At 66.4% G+C, this 16,850-nt stretch carries 14 protein-coding genes; 3 read left to right on the top strand and 11 right to left on the bottom strand.

Annotated features, from left to right (window positions below; all coding sequences use genetic code 11):
• Window positions 1–44 precede the first annotated feature (44 nt).
• From ACE37B_RS11870 to ACE37B_RS11890, 5 genes are read right to left on the bottom strand one after another with little or no spacing between them, the layout of a single operon-like run.
• Window positions 45–1,634 (bottom strand): argininosuccinate lyase, encoded by a 1,590-nt coding sequence (locus ACE37B_RS11870; RefSeq protein ID WP_409923521.1) that lies wholly within the window; start codon window positions 1,632–1,634, stop codon window positions 45–47.
• On the bottom strand, window positions 1,631–2,671 hold the full coding sequence (locus ACE37B_RS11875) for a 1-aminocyclopropane-1-carboxylate deaminase/D-cysteine desulfhydrase (protein ID WP_409923522.1): 1,041 nt from the start codon (window positions 2,669–2,671) through the stop codon (window positions 1,631–1,633). The genes ACE37B_RS11870 and ACE37B_RS11875 overlap by 4 nt, the downstream gene beginning before the upstream one ends.
• A 6-nt stretch (window positions 2,672–2,677) precedes the next feature.
• Window positions 2,678–4,015, bottom strand: a complete 1,338-nt coding sequence (locus ACE37B_RS11880; RefSeq protein WP_409923523.1) for an adenylosuccinate lyase family protein — start codon at window positions 4,013–4,015, stop codon at window positions 2,678–2,680.
• Between the two features lie 26 nt (window positions 4,016–4,041).
• Window positions 4,042–4,968 carry a hypothetical protein gene (locus ACE37B_RS11885; protein WP_409923524.1) on the bottom strand — a complete coding sequence of 309 codons (927 nt, stop codon included), beginning with the start codon at window positions 4,966–4,968 and terminating at the stop codon, window positions 4,042–4,044.
• Window positions 4,965–5,759 (bottom strand): phosphosulfolactate synthase, encoded by a 795-nt coding sequence (locus ACE37B_RS11890; RefSeq protein WP_409923525.1) that lies wholly within the window; start codon window positions 5,757–5,759, stop codon window positions 4,965–4,967. Before ACE37B_RS11890 ends, ACE37B_RS11885 begins: the two co-directional genes overlap by 4 nt.
• 145 nt (window positions 5,760–5,904) lie before the next feature.
• Between ACE37B_RS11890 and ACE37B_RS11895 the strand changes: the two genes are divergently transcribed.
• Window positions 5,905–9,099 carry a BTAD domain-containing putative transcriptional regulator gene (locus tag ACE37B_RS11895; protein WP_409923526.1) on the top strand — a complete coding sequence of 1,065 codons (3,195 nt, stop codon included), beginning with the start codon at window positions 5,905–5,907 and terminating at the stop codon, window positions 9,097–9,099.
• A 10-nt stretch (window positions 9,100–9,109) separates the two neighbouring features.
• Here the strand turns inward: ACE37B_RS11895 and ACE37B_RS11900 are convergent, their stop codons facing one another.
• From ACE37B_RS11900 to ACE37B_RS11910, 3 genes are all read right to left on the bottom strand, one after another.
• Window positions 9,110–9,532 carry an OsmC family protein gene (locus tag ACE37B_RS11900; RefSeq protein ID WP_409923527.1) on the bottom strand — a complete coding sequence of 141 codons (423 nt, stop codon included), beginning with the start codon at window positions 9,530–9,532 and terminating at the stop codon, window positions 9,110–9,112.
• 120 nt (window positions 9,533–9,652) lie between these two features.
• The gene (locus ACE37B_RS11905; RefSeq protein WP_409923528.1) at window positions 9,653–10,477 is read right to left on the bottom strand and encodes a DUF2877 domain-containing protein; all 825 of its coding nucleotides are present in this window, start codon (window positions 10,475–10,477) and stop codon (window positions 9,653–9,655) included.
• Window positions 10,474–11,913 carry a DUF1116 domain-containing protein gene (locus tag ACE37B_RS11910; RefSeq protein WP_409923529.1) on the bottom strand — a complete coding sequence of 480 codons (1,440 nt, stop codon included), beginning with the start codon at window positions 11,911–11,913 and terminating at the stop codon, window positions 10,474–10,476. The genes ACE37B_RS11905 and ACE37B_RS11910 overlap by 4 nt, the downstream gene beginning before the upstream one ends.
• Before the next feature lie 93 nt (window positions 11,914–12,006).
• On the opposite strand from ACE37B_RS11910, the gene ACE37B_RS11915 reads away from it, so the two are divergent.
• Window positions 12,007–12,981 carry an AIR synthase related protein gene (locus ACE37B_RS11915; protein ID WP_409923530.1) on the top strand — a complete coding sequence of 325 codons (975 nt, stop codon included), beginning with the start codon at window positions 12,007–12,009 and terminating at the stop codon, window positions 12,979–12,981.
• 14 nt (window positions 12,982–12,995) lie between these two features.
• On the opposite strand, the gene ACE37B_RS11920 is transcribed toward ACE37B_RS11915, so the two are convergent.
• Complete coding sequence (locus tag ACE37B_RS11920) at window positions 12,996–13,532, bottom strand: MSMEG_0567/Sll0786 family nitrogen starvation N-acetyltransferase (RefSeq protein WP_409923531.1); 537 nt, start codon at window positions 13,530–13,532, stop codon at window positions 12,996–12,998.
• A gap of 29 nt (window positions 13,533–13,561) precedes the next feature.
• Entirely contained in the window at window positions 13,562–14,734 is a 1,173-nt protein-coding gene (locus tag ACE37B_RS11925) for an MSMEG_0568 family radical SAM protein (RefSeq protein WP_409923532.1), read from the bottom strand.
• A 150-nt stretch (window positions 14,735–14,884) separates the two neighbouring features.
• On the opposite strand from ACE37B_RS11925, the gene ACE37B_RS11930 reads away from it, so the two are divergent.
• Complete coding sequence (locus tag ACE37B_RS11930) at window positions 14,885–15,997, top strand: IS5 family transposase (RefSeq protein WP_409923533.1); 1,113 nt, start codon at window positions 14,885–14,887, stop codon at window positions 15,995–15,997.
• 180 nt (window positions 15,998–16,177) lie between these two features.
• Here ACE37B_RS11930 and ACE37B_RS11935 read toward each other — a convergent pair whose 3' ends face one another.
• Window positions 16,178–16,819 carry a hypothetical protein gene (locus ACE37B_RS11935; protein ID WP_409923534.1) on the bottom strand — a complete coding sequence of 214 codons (642 nt, stop codon included), beginning with the start codon at window positions 16,817–16,819 and terminating at the stop codon, window positions 16,178–16,180.
• Between the last annotated feature and the right edge of the window lie 31 nt (window positions 16,820–16,850).

Raw genomic sequence — 16,850 nt, forward strand, 5'->3', positions numbered from 1 at the left:
TCCGGCGCAGCCGAGACGATCCGCGGGACGGCCTCAGTGCCGCATCAGTCGCCGCCGTACGCTGAGACGAGCGACCGAGCTCGCGCCACGAGGGCCTTCTCCGTCGCCGCGAAATGGTCGAGATGGCGTTCGCCCTCAGCACGCACGCCATCGGCGCGGCGTTGGAATCGTTCGGCCATGGCGTGCACCACCTCGGGAGCAGCGCCGCCTATCGCCGTGCGCGTGTCGACGATGCTTCGTGGGTCGAGCACGGCCGCCAACTGGTCTGGATCGATCGAGAGTTCGATGTCGCAGATCTCGCGTGCTGCCTCGTCGATCATCGCAGAGGTGATGTCGAGGCCGCGCAGCTTTGCGCTGCTCGCTGCGCGCACCGCCTGGCCGACGATCCGGTACGCACTGCGGTAGTCGATGCCGGTGCTCGACATGATGAACTCGGCCAGATCCGTCGCCTGGCTGAAGCCGCCCTGTAACTCTTCCCACATGCGATCGGAGTTGACGGTCAGTGTGCGCACGACGCCTGACATCAGCGCACTGATCCTGGTCGACAGTTCGAGCGCTCGGGGGATCTCGCCATACGCGAAGATCAAGTTGTCGCTGCGCGCCGAGGGGCTCTTGACCACGGCGAGGAACCCGCTGAGCCGGCCGATCAACACGCCACTGGCCCCGCGCACGATCGTCAGCGCATACGGGTTGCGCTTCTGTGGCATCAGCACCGACGATCGCGTGTACGGCCCCGCGAGGTCGACGTAGTCGAACTCCTGGCTCGCCCAAATCTCGAGGTCTTCGGCCAGCTTCGACTGGTTCGAGATCAGGCTCGTGCTGGTTGCCAGCAGGTCGATGAACGTGTCGGTCTGCCACATGGCGTCCCGCGTGTGTTCGATCACGTCGCCGAACCCGAGCAGCTCGGCGATCGTCGCCCGGTCCTCGAGCAGTCGGCTGCCGTTCACGCAGCCCGCCCCGCCAGGACTCTGGTTGACCTCATCGAGCGCGGACACCAGCCGTTCACCGTCGCGCAGCGCAGGTGGCACGAACGCCAACAGGTAGTGGCCGAACGTCGAGGGTTGGGCCTGCTGCAGGTAGGTCTGATCGGGCATAAGTACCTCGTTGTGCGCTGAAGCAACCGTCGCGGTGTCGCTTGCGAATCGACCGGCCTCGACGACGAGGCACGCCGCCTGTTCGCGCAACAGGATCCTAAACGCGACGCGTGCCGCCTCGCGACGCGGTCGCCCGGCATGTAGCCAGCCCGCTGTGTTGCCGAGGCGTTCGGCGAACAGCCGCTCCCGCGAGTTGTACGGCTCACCGAACTGAGCGTCGTACGGGAACTCCTCTGCGGGGGTGGCGTGGGCCACCAACAACTCGGACAGCAGGTCTGCAGCGGCACGGTCAGGGATGACGCCTCGCTGGTGCAGGTCGATTACGTGGCCGAGGTCGGCCAGGTTCAAACCAGCATGCAGCAACGGCGCGTCGGCGATCTCCCATGCGAACCCGGCGTCGATCAGTTCCTGGGCTGGACCATCCGACGATGCGCCGGCGATCCGCGACGTGAGCGCCTCGGCATCGACGGGGTCACCCACCGACTCACCGTCGACGTCATCAGCGAGGTCTGTGTTCGGATCGGGGTCATGTGAGGTCATGGCGTTGGGTTCCTTTCGAGGACGCGGGAATGGTCGAACGCGCCGAGTGCTCCACCGGTGTGCCAGTAGATGGCGGGCTGCCCGCCGAGCGTGTCGCGGCGGTTTGCATCTCTCATCCAGGCCATTGCCTTGGCGTTGTACGTCGGATCGACGAGCAGGCCGGTCGCTCCAGTGACCTCGCCCATCAATGCTTGTTGTGCCGCAGACACCTCGCCGAAGCCGGGTGCTCGGCCGTCGTGAATCTGTAGCCGGGCGAAGATTTCGTCGGGCCGAAGGGTCACGCCGACGAGCGCCGCACAGCGAATCGAGGTGTTGACGATGGGCTCGGTTATCGACTCGGGGTCACGCGACACCGACACGGCGTGCACCAGCCACTCGCGTGTCGAGAGGCACAGGCCAGCGACCAATCCGGCCACGCTGCCACCCGATCCCAGCGGAATCACGACAGCCGACGGCACGCGTCCGACCCCACTTGTGCCGGCAGCGCTCTGCTCGGCGACGACCTGGGCTTCCAGTTCTCGTGCCGCAGCGAAGAAGCCGAGTGCACCGACGTCGGAGGCTCCCCCGCGCGGGACCAGGTAGGGGACCTGCCCGGCGCGTGAGCGATCAGCGGCGTGGCGCTCGGCTACGTCCTCCATCGCCGATCTGTCGGGCGATCCGGTGAACACGACGTTGGTGCCGAGCCGGCGTCCTTCGACCAGCGCGGCGACGTCGTGATCGGGTTCGCGCCCGTAGCTGATCTGATGGACGCCAAGGCCGACAGAACGCGCTCCCGCCGCCATCAACGCCGCGAAGTTGGACGAGGGTCCGCCTGCGAGCACGATCTCGGTCGCACCGCGGGCAAGGGCGTCGCCGAGGAGGTACTCGACAGTGCGGACCTTGTTGCCTCCCCAGGAGAACCCGGACAGGTCGTCGCGCTTCAACCACAGCTCGTCACAGTCGAGCACGGTCCCGAGGCGAGACGCACGCTCCAGCACGGTCGGCCACGAACCGAGGTCGACCCGCGGGAGGGCGTCGAGTGCCGTGGCTGCTTGCACGCCGGCTCAGCTCCAGTGGATCGACTCGGTCGAGCGGCGCACCCGAGCAGCGGCAACCACCTGCTGGGCCATCGCAGCGCATGCACCCGTGTCGGGCACTTCCGTCACGGGCAGGTCGATGTCGGCGATGTCGTCGGGAAGGAGCGCTCGCACCGCAGCGGCGAGATCGCCCGGTTCGCGGAACGCACGGTGCAGGAGATCCTGAGCGCGGTGTTTGCCGAGATGCGGTGCAAGTCGCTTGACGAACTGCTCGGAGTTCGTGGCGGAGTAGGTGGCCAGGTTCTCTGCCATCCGGCCAGCGTCGACGACGAGCCCGTCGACGAGCGATACCGACATCGCCGCCGCTGCGCACGCGTAGTGACCCAACTCGGGGAACACGGCCCATTCAGCCTTCCAACCGCGAGCGTCGCGCTCGTGTTCCTGGAGCATGGTGTCAGCGAGGGTCGAAGCGTGCGACCGCACGAGCCGAGCGAGGACGACGATCTGCTCACTGGATTCGGGGTTGCGCTTGTGCGGCATGGTGATGCTGCCGACGACCGAGTCGTTCGTTGCTTCGCTCACCTCGCCGATCTCGGCGCGCTGCAACGAGTAGACCTCGTTTGCGATGCGGGCGAGCCCGGTCGTGGCCGACCCGAGGATCGCGGCGAACTCAGCCACGCGGTCGCGTGCGGTGAGCCAGGAGATCCCGGGTTCGCCGAGCCCGATTTCGGTTGCGAATGCCGCCCTGAGTCGCAGCGCATCGGGCCCAAAGAACGCGAGCGAACCAACGGCGCCACCGAGCTGGCACACGAGCAGGCGATCGCGTGACTGGCGGAGCCGTTCGATCGACCGGCCGACCTCGTCGAGCCATGAAGCGGCTTTGAATCCGAACGTGATCGGCGCTCCCGGCTGACCGTGGGTGCGCCCCACCATCGGCGTGGCCGCGTGCTCCTCGGAAATCGAACACAGGAGATCTTCGACGACGCGAAGATCTGCCCAGACCCGCTCCCCCACGTCACGCAGCTCCAAGGCCATGGCCGTGTCGGTGATGTCCTGCACCGTCGCTCCGACATAGATGTGCTCGCGCGCCGACTCGGACAGCATCGTTTGGAGCACGCGGATCAGGCCGAGCGTGGAGTGCGATGTCAGACGGGTTTGTTCGCCAACCGCAACCAGATCGACGTCTCGGTCCACGAGCGTCGATATCTCGTCAGCGGCCGCAACCGGGATGATGCCGACCGAGGCCTGCGCCCGCGCCAGCGCCGCGATCACAGCAACCCATCGTCGGACCCGTCGCGACTCGGCGAAGATCGCTCGCGACTCCTCGGTGGCCCACTGGTGCCCGAAGACGACCGAGTCGATCATGTGCGCTCCCGCGACGTTCGGGTCGCTCACACCGGCGTCCAGCAGAACTGTTCCGCTTCGACGATCGCGTCGATACCCGCCCGGACCTCTGCCAGCGTGGCACCCCACGGCACGATCAGCGTGCGCCCCTCCTTCTCCATACCCTCCTGCAGCAGGCAGCAGCGGGTCAGCGTGACGCCGTCGGCATCGCGTTCTGCCGACAGGAACCGCTTGGGGCAGGTGTCGACAGATGGGGCTTGGTCGCCATAGAACCAGCCGTGGATCTGGCGAGTGCGATCACAGCCGAGCACGGTCCAGTCGGTACGTTCCGGTCGCTGGTCGAGGAATGACACCTCTGCCGCACCGAAGTCGGCACCGGTGGTCCGACACGGCAGCAACACCCGCTCGGCTTTCGATGCCTCGTCATCGAGCAGCACGCGGCTGTCGACCACGTCGAGCGTGAGCGCTATCGGGGGCAGGTCTTCGCCGACGTCGAGGATGCGACGGGACTGGTCCATCAGCTTCGACGGTTCGGGGGGCACGATGTCGAGCACGGTGATGCGCAGCGGCTGTGGGTTCGCGATGAAACTGACGTGAGAGTACAGCCCTTCGACCACCACACACTTCGCGCTCGGATACTCGCTGGCGATTCGTGCCAACTCCGACGGGATGCCGACGTCCACGAGCGGGTCCTCGACATAGACGCAGTCGTCGGGCCCGGCGAACAGGCGGACCTCGACGATGTCGGAGAACAGTGCTTCCGACGACGGCCGCGCCACCTCGACGAGCGCCGTCGAGCCTGCGTTGCGCACCACGACGAACCGGGTGCGCATGTACGCCTCCTTGCCGGCGAAATACGTGCGCAGGCTGCCCTCGTCGAGGGCCACGTCGACGAACGCCAAGGCGACCTGTCGGTACTTGATCGGGACGATGTTCGGCGAAGCGATGTCGAGGGGGAAAGCCGTACCGGTCATGCGAGCGCCGACCCGATCGTGGTGGAGATGCCCATCGTGTCGGTCCGGAGCCCGGCGCGCAGCGACTCGACGCTCGCCACATCGGACGTGGTGATGTTGCCGAGATTCACGGACGGGCCGAACCGACGCAACAACGCTGCCTGCTGGCGACGGCGTGGCGCCTCGTAGATGATGCGGTCGGCTGCGACCTCGGCGTCGATCGCGTCGACGACGTCGTGGCGCACCTCGCCGTCGGCGTCGTACATGCCGACAGTGCCGCTCTCGCGGCCTTCGGCAACGACCCAGGTCGCGCCCGCCGCGAGGTCACCGACGATCTCTTCGACCCATTCGTCGGCGTCGACCTCGGCATCGGGATCCTTGCTCCCGACCTCGGAGAGCACCGTCAGCCCGCGATCGAGTGCTGTCGCCATCAGTTCCCGTTTGGCAGTGACCGGCAGCCCAGTCGCTCCGTTACTGACTTCGACACAATCCATCCCGACCTCGACCACCCAGTCGAAGAAGCCCGCGGTCCGCTCTTGAACCCAGGCAATCTCGAGCAACGTGCCGCCCGTGCACGACAGGACCGAGGCCCCTCGCAGCGCATCGAGCTTGTCCGCGAGCTGTCGGTCGAGATACGCGGTCCCCCAGCCGAACTTCCAGATGTCCACCAGTGGGGCGACGGCGTCGAGCGCTGCGCGGGTGCTCAGCAGGTCGAGGCCGCCGTCCAGAACGTGCGTGACACCACTCGACCTCGGCTTGGCCGGGCGGGCCGGGACGGCCAGGAAGCTCGGGTGTTGGGTCTGAGAATCCACCACTGTGTCCTTCCTGAGTTCTCGCTCACCGCTGTGGGCGTCGACGGCGTAACCGTACGAGTTCTGTACGATCGATGACCAAGCGTATCGTATCCGACACGACAACATCGTGGGAGGAGAGGCTGTGGCGCGTCACACTGGAGCAATGACCACCGACACGACGAGACCGCGCCAGCGCGTCGTGCATCTCCTCGGACCTCTCGCCATCACGGCAGGGTCCGAGACCGTCACCACGACAATTCCGGCCGGGCGCGCATCGGCACTCCTCGTTCGCCTCGGCGCAGCAGGCGGGTCGAGTGTTTCCGCAGACGCGCTCATCGATGCCCTCTGGCCAGACGAACCGCCGGCGAGTGCTGGCCGGACCGTCGCCTCGCTCGTGAGCCGGCTCCGTTCATCGCTCGGCCTGTCGTCGATCGACGGCACCACCTCATCGGGGTACCGATTCGGGGTCGGACAGGCGTGGACGACCGACGTGATCCTGGCCGAACGCCTCATCGCCGAGGCACAGGATCGGTCAGACAGCGCCCCGGCACTGGCCGCTGCGTCAGCCCGCAGCGGACTCGATCTGCTCGATCGAGGGCCGCCGTTCGACAACGCGTACGGTCGCGACGCGACCTGGGCCGACGAACTCATCCGCCACGTCCACGGACTTCGTCGACGCCTCCAGCGATGCCTGTGGGAGGCGGACGCCCGGCTCGGACGCTGGGCCGAACTGATCGACTCGACCGAAGCGGCTCTCGCTGCGGAACCGCACGACGAAGCGGCCGGCCGGGCACTGATGCTGGCGCACTGGAACAGCGGCGATCGTGGCGCTGCGCTCGTGACCCACGACCAGATCCGGGCGCGCCTCCGTGACGAATTGGGTGTCGAACCGGGCCCGGAGACCGACGCGTTGTACAGCGCGATCGTTCGCAACGAGAACGTCGCAGCTCGCGTCAAACGGGTCCGCCCGATCGCGACGGTCGGCGACGTGCACCTCGCGGGACGCGACGAAGAACTCGCTCAACTCGTGGACCTGTGGAACGAGGCGGCCGGCAACCGACTCGTTTCCGTCGTCGTGACCGGCTCCATCGGCTCGGGCCAGACCAATCTCGGTTTGACGCTCGACGACATCGCGGAGCGCACGGGCGGACGCGTCCTGCGGGCGCAGAGCACCAAGGGCGAACGATCGCTCTTCCTGCATCCGATCCTCACGATGGTCACGAGCGCCATACTGTCCACGCCGGCCGATGAGATCCCCGACCTCGTCGGCCCCTTCCTCGGCACCGTCGCCGAACTGATTCCCGAGCTGCGACGGGTCTGCTCCGTCGAGCCGTACCAGAGAGCCTCAGCCGACCTCGAACATCGGCGAGCGTTCCAGGCCATCGGCCACATCGTGTCCGGGTTGTCGCGGAAGCATCCCGTGCTGTTGATCTTCGATGACCTCCACCATGCCGGCGCCTCCACGGTCGAGGCGCTCCAGTGGTTGCAGCACGAGCTCCGGGACCGCCCGATCCTGATCCTCTCGACGGTGCAAGCCGACCACCACGATCGACACCTCGATGACTTCGTCGCCAGCTCGAAGGTCATCGAACTCCGCCCGGTCACCCACGCAGCGGTCACCGAAATCTCCGCCGACGCAGGGTTCCCCGAAGCCGCCGACTTCGTCTGGGAACTGACGCACGGGCACCTGTTCTTCGTGCACTCCGTGCTCGATGCGCTGGGTCGAGGGGTGGCAATCGAACAGATCGCAGGGTCGGTCGGTTCGGTTGTGCTCGACGCCGCCCGACGCGCCGGCGCCGACGTGCACTCAGCCCTCCAGATCGCCGCAGTGATCGGTAACGCATTCGACCTCGACACGCTCGAACACGTGAGTGCCCTGCCTCGTGCGCAGCTGATCGCCACCCTGGAGTCGGCGGTGACCGCAAGCCTGGTGGAGGCGCGTGACGACGGTTTCGTGTTCAGCAATCCGCTCATCCAGCAGGTGATGTACGAGTCGATGGTCCGACCGATCCGGCGAGAACGGCACCGGCGCGTCGCCGACGTGTCCGATGACAACGCCGAGCGCCGTGCCTGGCACCTGGCCGAGGCCGGGGCGCTCGCCGAGTCGGCTGCAGCCTGGTTAGATGCTGCTCGCCTCGCTCAGCGGGCGTTCTCGAACGCCGACGCCGACCGATTGCTCACCGAGGCGATCGCCTGTGCCGAGCAGTGCGGCGACGATGCGTGCCTCGGCGAGGCCCTGATCGCGCGCGGGATCGTGCGGACCGAACTCGGGGAGTACGCGTCGGCCACCGAAGATCACCTGCGGTCGGAACGTCTGGCGATCAGCATCGGCGATCGCGAGATGCGTGCACGATCCGTTGAACGACTCGGCTGGGTCGCCTATTACGAACGCGATGTCGGCGCGGCCACCGCCCGCGCCGAGGAAGCCACTGCGATTCCGGGTGCGCATCCGAGCGCCCGAGTTCTCCTCGGGCGCACCCTCCACTGGGCCGGAGACTTCGCCGGTGCCACCGATGCCTACAACCGGGCACTGGAGGAACTGGACGACGAAGATGCTGCGGTCAAGGCGTCGGCGTTGAGCTGTCTCGGGGCCCTGCTCGCACACAACGATCGCTACGACGAGGCGATCGAGATCCTCGACGAGTCGGTGGCGTTGTGTCGCCAGATCGGTGCGTTCCGTCCGCTGCTGCGGTCGCTGTTCTTCGAAGGGCTCGCCCGAGCCAACCTCGGCGACCTGTCGGGCGCGCTGACCACATTCGAGACGAAGAGCACGCTGCTGGAACGCTACGACGTGCCCTTCTACCGTGCCCGGACCAACACTTGCCTCGCTTGGATCTGGCGGGAACTCGGTGACCACGGCCGGTCCCACGAACTGTCCGAGCGCGCACTCGACGAGTCCCGCGAGGTCGACGAGGGCGAATTGCAGGTGGAGCAGGAGCTCCACGCACTGTGCTCGCTCGCCGAATGCGCGATCGTCACCGGCCACCATGACGATGCAGCCGCTCGGCTCGTCGATGCTCAGGCGTTGCTCGATCAGTGGCTGCCGTTTCGCGGGCGGGCCGAACTGCGGGTCGTCGAATTGCGGAGCCGCATCGGAGCTGCGTCCGCCGAGCAATTGTTGGAAGACGCCCGAGCCGCCGGTTCGCCCAAGTATCAGGCACTCGCTTTCCACCTGCTCGGGCGAACGGAGGAAGCCGGCGCGGCAGCAGCGACCACCGGATCGATGCTGCTCATGGCCGAAGTCGCCTCGCCCGAATTGGCCGCTTCGGCGTCGGCGCGCCTCGTCGCTCGCCTCCCGCGTCAGCTCCGGCCGGGGTTCGAAGTCGACGGTCGACTTGCCCGACTCACCGCACGGTGATGTCCTGGGCTCAGGTCGAGTCCGGCGATTCGCCGTGGGCGGTCCCGGAGACGGAAAGGTCCGCGCCGCCACGGATCGTGTTGGTGACGTAGCAGAATTCTTCGGCTTCGGCGATCAACACGTCGACCATGTCGAGCGGGCAGCCGATCTCGGCGTCGATGTGGATGGCACCGAACTTCTTGCCGTCGTAGGTCCCGGTGGCATCGACGAGAAGGTGTTCGAGCTCGACGTTCTTGCGCTTCGCCGCCCAGCTGAGTGCCAGCGTGAAGCAGGACGCCACTGACCCGAGCAGCATCTCGGTGGGGTTGGGGCCGAGGTTCGTGCCACCGGGAACCGATTCCGGTTCGTCGATTCGCAGGCCGAACTCGCCCATGGCCACGTCGCAGACCCATCCCTTGTCCCACACCGCATGCACGGTCTTCTGGTCGGCCATCGTCACTCGTTTCGTGTGGGTCGTTCGGCAGTTTCACGCCGTCGTCTGCTGGAACTCATCATCGCCGATGATGCGACATCTGTCTACTTTCGGAAAGCGCAGGCTGTTGCTGCCCGGTACTCAGAACGCCAGAACGTCGGTAAGGCCAGCCGCAAGGCCGGCGAGCAACGCTCGGCCCGACGAACCACCGATGGCTGCGACCGCTTCGGTCGCAGCCGCAAAGCGCTCCGGGTCCCTCGAGGCCGCCGCAACGACGAGACGATGGACCGGTTCGATGCTCTGACCAACAGCCGCCCAGCGAAGAAACGACAGACTCAGGCTCGTGGTGCGCACCGCTCCGGCCAGTTCGATGCGACGTTCCTCGGCGATTCTGTCGGGCCGAGTCCATGCGCCGGCGAGGAGCAGCCCCGCGATCACGTCATCGCCGGTCGGCGTGAGCCCCGCTCCGCGACCCTGCAGTTGCTCGACGGCGCGCTGCGCGTCGCCCGCCCGGATCGATGCGCACGCCGAATCCCACACATCAGCCAAATCCGAAGCGACGAGCGCATCCACGTCGAGCGAGGAACACGACGCGCTCAGCGCCGCCAACTCGTCGCCTCGAGGTGGTGACGGGGCCCACAGACGCGCTCGGCTCAGGTCGATCACCAGCGCATTCGCGATTGCTGTTTCGGCGATTGTGGCGGGCGGCCCACCGGCACGCAGCATGACGCTGCGACCGCTGCCGAGGTCACGCTGCGCACCGTCGACAACGACGTGGAGCGGGCCCCGAGGAACGTTGCCGACTGCCACCAGTTCGTCACCGAATCGCACATAGCAACCCGACGAGAAACGTTCGACGACGTCGCCGACCACGCCAATCGCGCCGTCACGACACGAGCGGGCGACAAGGTTCTGCGCGACCGCACCGAACGACGTTGCGCACACGGTTCGGCGCGTTGCGTTCACGAGAGGCGGGCATCGAGGTCGAGGAGTGCCTCGACGAAACACTCCATCGGTGCATGCGCTACGCCAGCACCCACCTGGCCTGAGCCATCGAACGCGTGGATGATGCCCGTGTTCACCGCCGGGGTGATACCGAGTTCGACGACCCGGCGGATGTCCACGCCGACGGGCGTGCCCACGTTGTCGAGGATCGGCAGCCGGAACCGGCCGCTCTCCCCGGCGCAGATCCGCTGCATGTTGCGCGTGGCTGCGATCGCGTCCGACATGCGTCCACCGAGGAATCCTGCGACCGCAGGCGAGTTCGCCGCTGCCGGCCCGCCCAGGCCGATGAGTTCGAGCACGGCGCTGTCGCCGATGTCGGGCGCGCTCGTCTCGGGTCCTTGCCCCGGGTAGAAGAGCGCGTCTTGCACCGGCGGAGAATCTGTGATGAACCAACGATCGTCCTGGCCCGGAAGCCGGATCCCGTACGTCGCGCCGTTGCGCGACATCGTGGTGACGATGCTCGAATTCGGAACCTCACCGGCCCACATCACGAGCGACTTCGCGGCCGCCATCGCGATGTTCAAGAACATCAGGTGGTTGCCGCTCAGGAAGTCGGCGACCGGAACCGCATCGTCACGGGTCGATCGCACGAGGTGGCCGAGCAGGTCACGCAGCAACAGGTTGGTCGTGGCCTGCACACGCATGTGCACGTCGTCACCCATCGGTACGCCTTGGCTTGCGAGGCCGAGCACGTCGATCGGCCCCTTCGATTCCAGCGCACCGGCAAGGACCGGGCCGACCGAGTCGCGTACGAAGCGGAGCCGTTCGATTGCTTCGTCGCTGTCCACGCCGAACCAGGCGACCTGACCGGCCCCCTGGTTGATCGACGAGAACGCCGTGGTCGATCCTGCTTCGTTGCCGACCACGTAGACCGGCGCCGACGGCCCGATCGCAGTGGCCATCGGCACCACTGTCGCGTGCTCGTTCGCCGGCTCCAGCACCACGTCGCCGGCCGCGATCATGTCGGCTGCGGCGCTCACGTCGTCGGCCCAACCCTCGGCCACGACCGCAGCATGCACCGAACGCTGGAGAGGGTTCGGCATGTCTGCCCAGGCAATGGCCGGGCCGCAGTGCAGCACGGTGCGCTCGCCCATGCCGGGGATCACGGCGCCCGCCCGCTCGATGCCCTGCAGCATCGGGACGCCCTGGTCCAACCGGCGCACGACTTCGGCGTTGGCCTCGTCGACGATCGCGGCCTGCGGGCCGAACAGGCGGGCGAGCGCAGCGACGGCTACGGGGTCGCCACCGCCGGGGATGCGCCATTCGACGCCGACCGCGGTGCCGCCCTGATTGCGGATCGAATCCTCGAACAGCGGCAGCCCGATGTTGACGACGGTGACCTCGGTGGGCAATCGGACAGTCGGAGTCGCTGCTGCGGAGGTCGCTGTGGTCGTCATCGGTGAATGCGTTTCCTTCGGTCGGGAGGTTGGGATGGGTGGAGGCCGGGCCTGTTTCGCTCCGGACAAGAACGTTTACTATACGATACGTCGATGGCCAGCAGTCCCGAAATCCACGGCTACTCACTCGATTCGATCGTCCGCGAGGTCCGCCGTTACGGCGGCTTCACCAACAAGGCTCCGATCTCGTCAGTCAGCCGACACATCGACACGTCCGACCCGGTCCACGGGCCCGGCGACGATGGCGCCATCGTCCACGCCGACGGCCGCAACGTCGTGGTGTGCGGCGAAGCACTGTCACCGCCATTCGTCGGTGGCGATCCATACGGCGCAGGCATTGCCGCCGTGTTGGCCAACGTCAACGACGTCGCTGCGATGGGCGGGGTGCCGCTCGGCATCGTCAACACCATCGTCGGGCCGGCTGAGATCACCGACGAGGTGATGCGGGGTATGGCCGATGCATCCAAGATGTACGACGTGCCGATCGTCGGCGGCCACCTCACCCAGCAGGACGGGCCCACGTCGGTGTCGGCATTCGCCGTCGGCCACGCCGACGAGGTGCTGTCGATGGCGCACGTCGCCCCCGGCCAGACCGTGCTTTTCGCCTGTTTCCTCGACGGCCACATGCGCCCTGACTTCCCGTTCTTCACGTCGATCGACAAACAGGCCGAACGTTTCGCCACCGACATCCGCGTCCCTGCGAAGGTCGCCGCCGCAGGTGCCGCTGTGTCCGCCAAGGACGTGTCGATGGCGGGCGCGTTGGGCTCTCTCGCGATGCTGCTCGAGTTCCGCAAGTTCGGCGCCGACATCGACCTCGGACTCATGCCCACACCGATCGACACCGACTTCCTCGCGTGGATGTTGTCGTTCCCGAGTTTCGCTTTTTGGCTCACCGCCGAGCCCGACCAGGCACAGGAGTGCATACGGATCTTCGAAGCCAACGACCTCACATGCGCGGCGGTCGGCACAGTGACCGCCGGCTCGACGATCGACATCGGGTTCGACGGCGACAGCGCCCGACTCATCGACTTCGCCTCCGAAGCAGTCACCGGTCTCTGGAACGACTGACTGCAGGAAATATGTCAGGCGGTGACGAGCAGGGAACTCCGTGATGTGCCGACGCTGTCGAGGCGGAGCACGGCGTCGCTCACCGGTGCCGATGCGATCGGCGCGACACCTTCGAGGTCGATGACCATGGGCTGGTGCGGCAGACCGAAGTAGGGCCCGACCTCGCCATCGCACCGCCAGCCGAGTCGCTCGAAGAACGAGACATTGGCGACCTGCACCGACGCGTCCATCGACGTGCCGCCCGCAGCGGCTGCGGTCGCAACGGCGTAGCGCACCAAGCACGCACCGACCATCGATGCACGGTGAGCCGGGAGCACGGCGAGACGGTCGCCCTTCCAGCGGCCCTCACCGAGGTCGTAGAGTCGGACCGTGCCGGCGACCTCGCGACCGTGAGCGGCCAGCACGTTGATCGTGGTGATGTCCCGATCCCAGGCGTCGATGTCAGTGAGGACCATCACGCCCTGTTCCTCGACGAAGACACGGTGGCGGATCGCGAGGTGACTCGACGTCGTTGCGGTGTCGACGTCCCAGCACGCGACTGCTGTCGACATGGATCCAGCCATCGGCTCCGACGCCATGTTCAGGCTCCCGACACCGGGATGAGCTTGCGGCCCGACGCACTGGAGAGCTGCAGGGACTGTTCGATGGCGCCGAGCGGCGAGCACGCCTGGCAGCGGGCGCAACCCGCCAGCACCTTGTCGGCGGTGAGGCCGCGTTCGACGAGGTACGGGGCGACTTGGCGAGCGATCCGGTCGGTGTACTCCGATGTGGGCGGCGTGACGTCGGCCATCAGGCTGCCGGGCACCGGCCGCAGCGGCACGATGAACGGGTACACGCCGATGTCGATCGCCCGCTTGCATCCGGCAATGGTGAGTTCGGGGTCCTCACCCATGCCGAGGATCACGTAGGTGGTGACCTGGCCTTCACCGAAGCGTTTCACGGCATGTTCCCACGCCTCGAAATACCGCTCGATGCCGGTACGTGCCTTCGGTGGCGCAATGCGTTCGAGCACCGCCGGGTCGAAGGTCTCGACGTGGATGCCGAGCGAGTCGGCGCCCATGTCGTGCACCTTGTCGATCACGCTGAGGTCCTCGGGCGGTTCGAACTGGATCTCGACCGGCAGGCCCGATGCGTCCTTGACCGCCTTGGCGCACTTGCCGACGTAGAGGGCGCCGCGGTCGCGGCCGTACGTGGATCCGGTGGTGAGCGTGACGTCGAGGGCTCCGTCGTACTGCTTCGCCGCAACGGCGACTTCGGCGAGGTGCTCGGGTCGCTTGACCTTGATCGTGCTTCCGGAGTCGAGCGAGACGCCGATGCCACAGAACTTGCATTGATCGTCGTTGCCCCAGTACGCACAGGTCTGCAGCACGGTGCTCGCGAGTGAGTCGAGGTGCATCAGGGCGATGTGCCAGTAGGGCGTGCCGTCCGCCGTGGTCATGTCGTAGTAGGTCGGCCGGTTCGACGGTGCCGCTGATGCCACGCGGGTCCCGTCGTTGTAGATGCCGAAGCCGACATCCTCGGCTTCGAGCGTGAAGGGCGTGTTCGCGACGAAGTCGGCATCGACGGGGACGGTGAGGGGGGTGCCTTCGATCCAGATCATCCCGGCGTCCGATGGGCCGGCGCCTCCGGGGCGACGCTCGAACTCGGTGTTGATCTTCAAGCCCTTCGCCTGCAGTTCGACGATCAGTCCGGCGATTCGTTCGCCGTCCTCGGCACTCGGGATTGGTGATCGGACTTCGTCAGCAGTCGGCATTCTTCGGTCTCTCCATTCGTGGCGTCATCCGTGTCGCGTCGTATTCGACTATTTACTATCAGACACAGCGCGGCGCCGTCTACTAACAGGGTGCTGAAATTCTTCTGATTGGTGCTCGCGTTCTGCGGCGGGATCGAAAAGAATGGGGGCATGCGTGGAAGCCCTGATCGCCAGTTGTCGATGTTGTCGTCGTTGTCCACCGAGGATCTGATCCCGGAGGATCATCCGATCCGGCGGATCCGGGCCGTGGTCGACACCGTGCCTGCTGGTCTCGATGACGACTTCGAGGCGATGTACGCGACGTCGGGTCGCCGCTCGGTGCCACCGGAGCAGTTGTTGAAAGCAACGGTGTTGATGGCGATGTACTCGATGAGATCCGAGCGAGCGTTCTGCGAACGCCTGAACTACGACATGTTGTTCAAGTGGTTCCTCGACCTCCCCATCGATGGCCGAGCGTTCGACGCGACAACGTTCACGAAGAACCGTCAACGCCTGTTGGATCATGAGATCGCGGATCGGTTCTTCGCAGCCGTGGTCGCGCAAGCGAAGCTACGCCGCTACATGTCACCGGATCACTTCAGCGTGGATGGGACGTTGTTGCAGGCGTGGGCCTCGAACAAGAGCTTCAAACCAGACACCGCCGACGGCGACGACTCCGGCGACTCCGGTGACAGCAACGGGTTCAAGGGCCGCAACGCCGAGGTCGATTTCAAAGGTCAGAAACGGTCGAACAAGACACACACCTCGACCACTGATCCCGACGCAATGCTGTTCCGCAAGAGCAACAACGCCGCAGCCGAGTTGTCCTACATGGGCCACCTGCTGATCGAGAACCGGTCCGCGTTGATCGTCGACGCCGACCTCACCCAAGCAACCGGGTTCGCAGAACGGGACTGCGCGACCGACATGTTGAGACGACTCCCGAAGCGGGCCCGACGACGCACCGTTGCCGGCGACAAGAACTACGACACCAAAGACTTCGTTGCTGACGTGCGTGGTCTCGGCTTCACGCCTCACGTCGCGCAGAACAACACGAACCGACGGTCCGCGATCGACGGGCGAACCACTCGACACGCTGGTCATGTTGTGTCGCAGCGGATCCGAAAACGGGTCGAGGAACCCTTCGGTTGGATCAAGACCGTCGGAGCCGGTCGCAAGCTCCGCTACATCGGCCCACAACGAAACCGGGCCTGGTTCAAGATGGAAGCAGCGGTCTACAACCTGATCAGAATCTGTTCCCTCGACGCCACCGCAGCCGGATAGACCGCCGGAGCCGCCTGGTCGAGGCGCGGTCCGGGCGATCAACCCGACCCGAACCCACCGAACCCACCGAACCGGAACGGCACAACGAGCCAATCAGACCCGCTCAGCATCCACTCGAGATCACGACCCCGATTTTCCGCACCCTGCTAAAGGAAATGACCTTCGCTGATCGGACGAGCGTCACATCGACTCGACGAGGGCGTACAGCTGGCCCTGCGCCGTGGTGAAGCTGTCGACATCGTTCAGTTCCTGGACGTCAACGATCCCCGGATCGATGTCGGTCGGCACAGCGGTGACCGGGTCCATCCGAATCACCGTGAGCACGTAGTTCGGCAGCATCGTCGCCGGATTCGATTCCACCGCCGACACGATCGCCACGCCCGTTGCGAGATGCAGTTCGATCGATTGATAGGGGTCGGCCAAGCCAACCGACAGGTCTCCCGTTTCGTGCAGCTTTGCCCAAGCGGCGCCACTGGAACGAGCCTCGGCCACGATCTGGATCTGATCGCCCTGGTGAGCGCTGGCGCGCAGTTCGGCGTCGCGCAGCGCGAACCCGACGCCGGCAACGTGCACAGCCGGCAGGTCGCCGAGCGTCACACCCGCCTCCGCTGCCGCCTGCTGGAGCAGCAACCCGTAGCCCGACCATGCAGCGGTCAACTGGGCCTTGTCGCCGACGGTCGACAGGTCATCGGCGAGACGGCGGGCGATGTGGACGAGCCGCTGGTACTGGTCCGGCGATGTCGTTGCGAGCGGGTACATGCGGCGCTCCGACTCCGTCCACTGCACTCGAAGGTCCGCACCGTTCTGATCGTCTGTTGCCATCTCACCGGTCTCCCGCCTCGTCGATCGACAC

Source organism: Ilumatobacter sp., from assembly GCF_046290335.1.
Classification (GTDB): Bacteria; Actinomycetota; Acidimicrobiia; order Acidimicrobiales; family Ilumatobacteraceae; genus Ilumatobacter_A.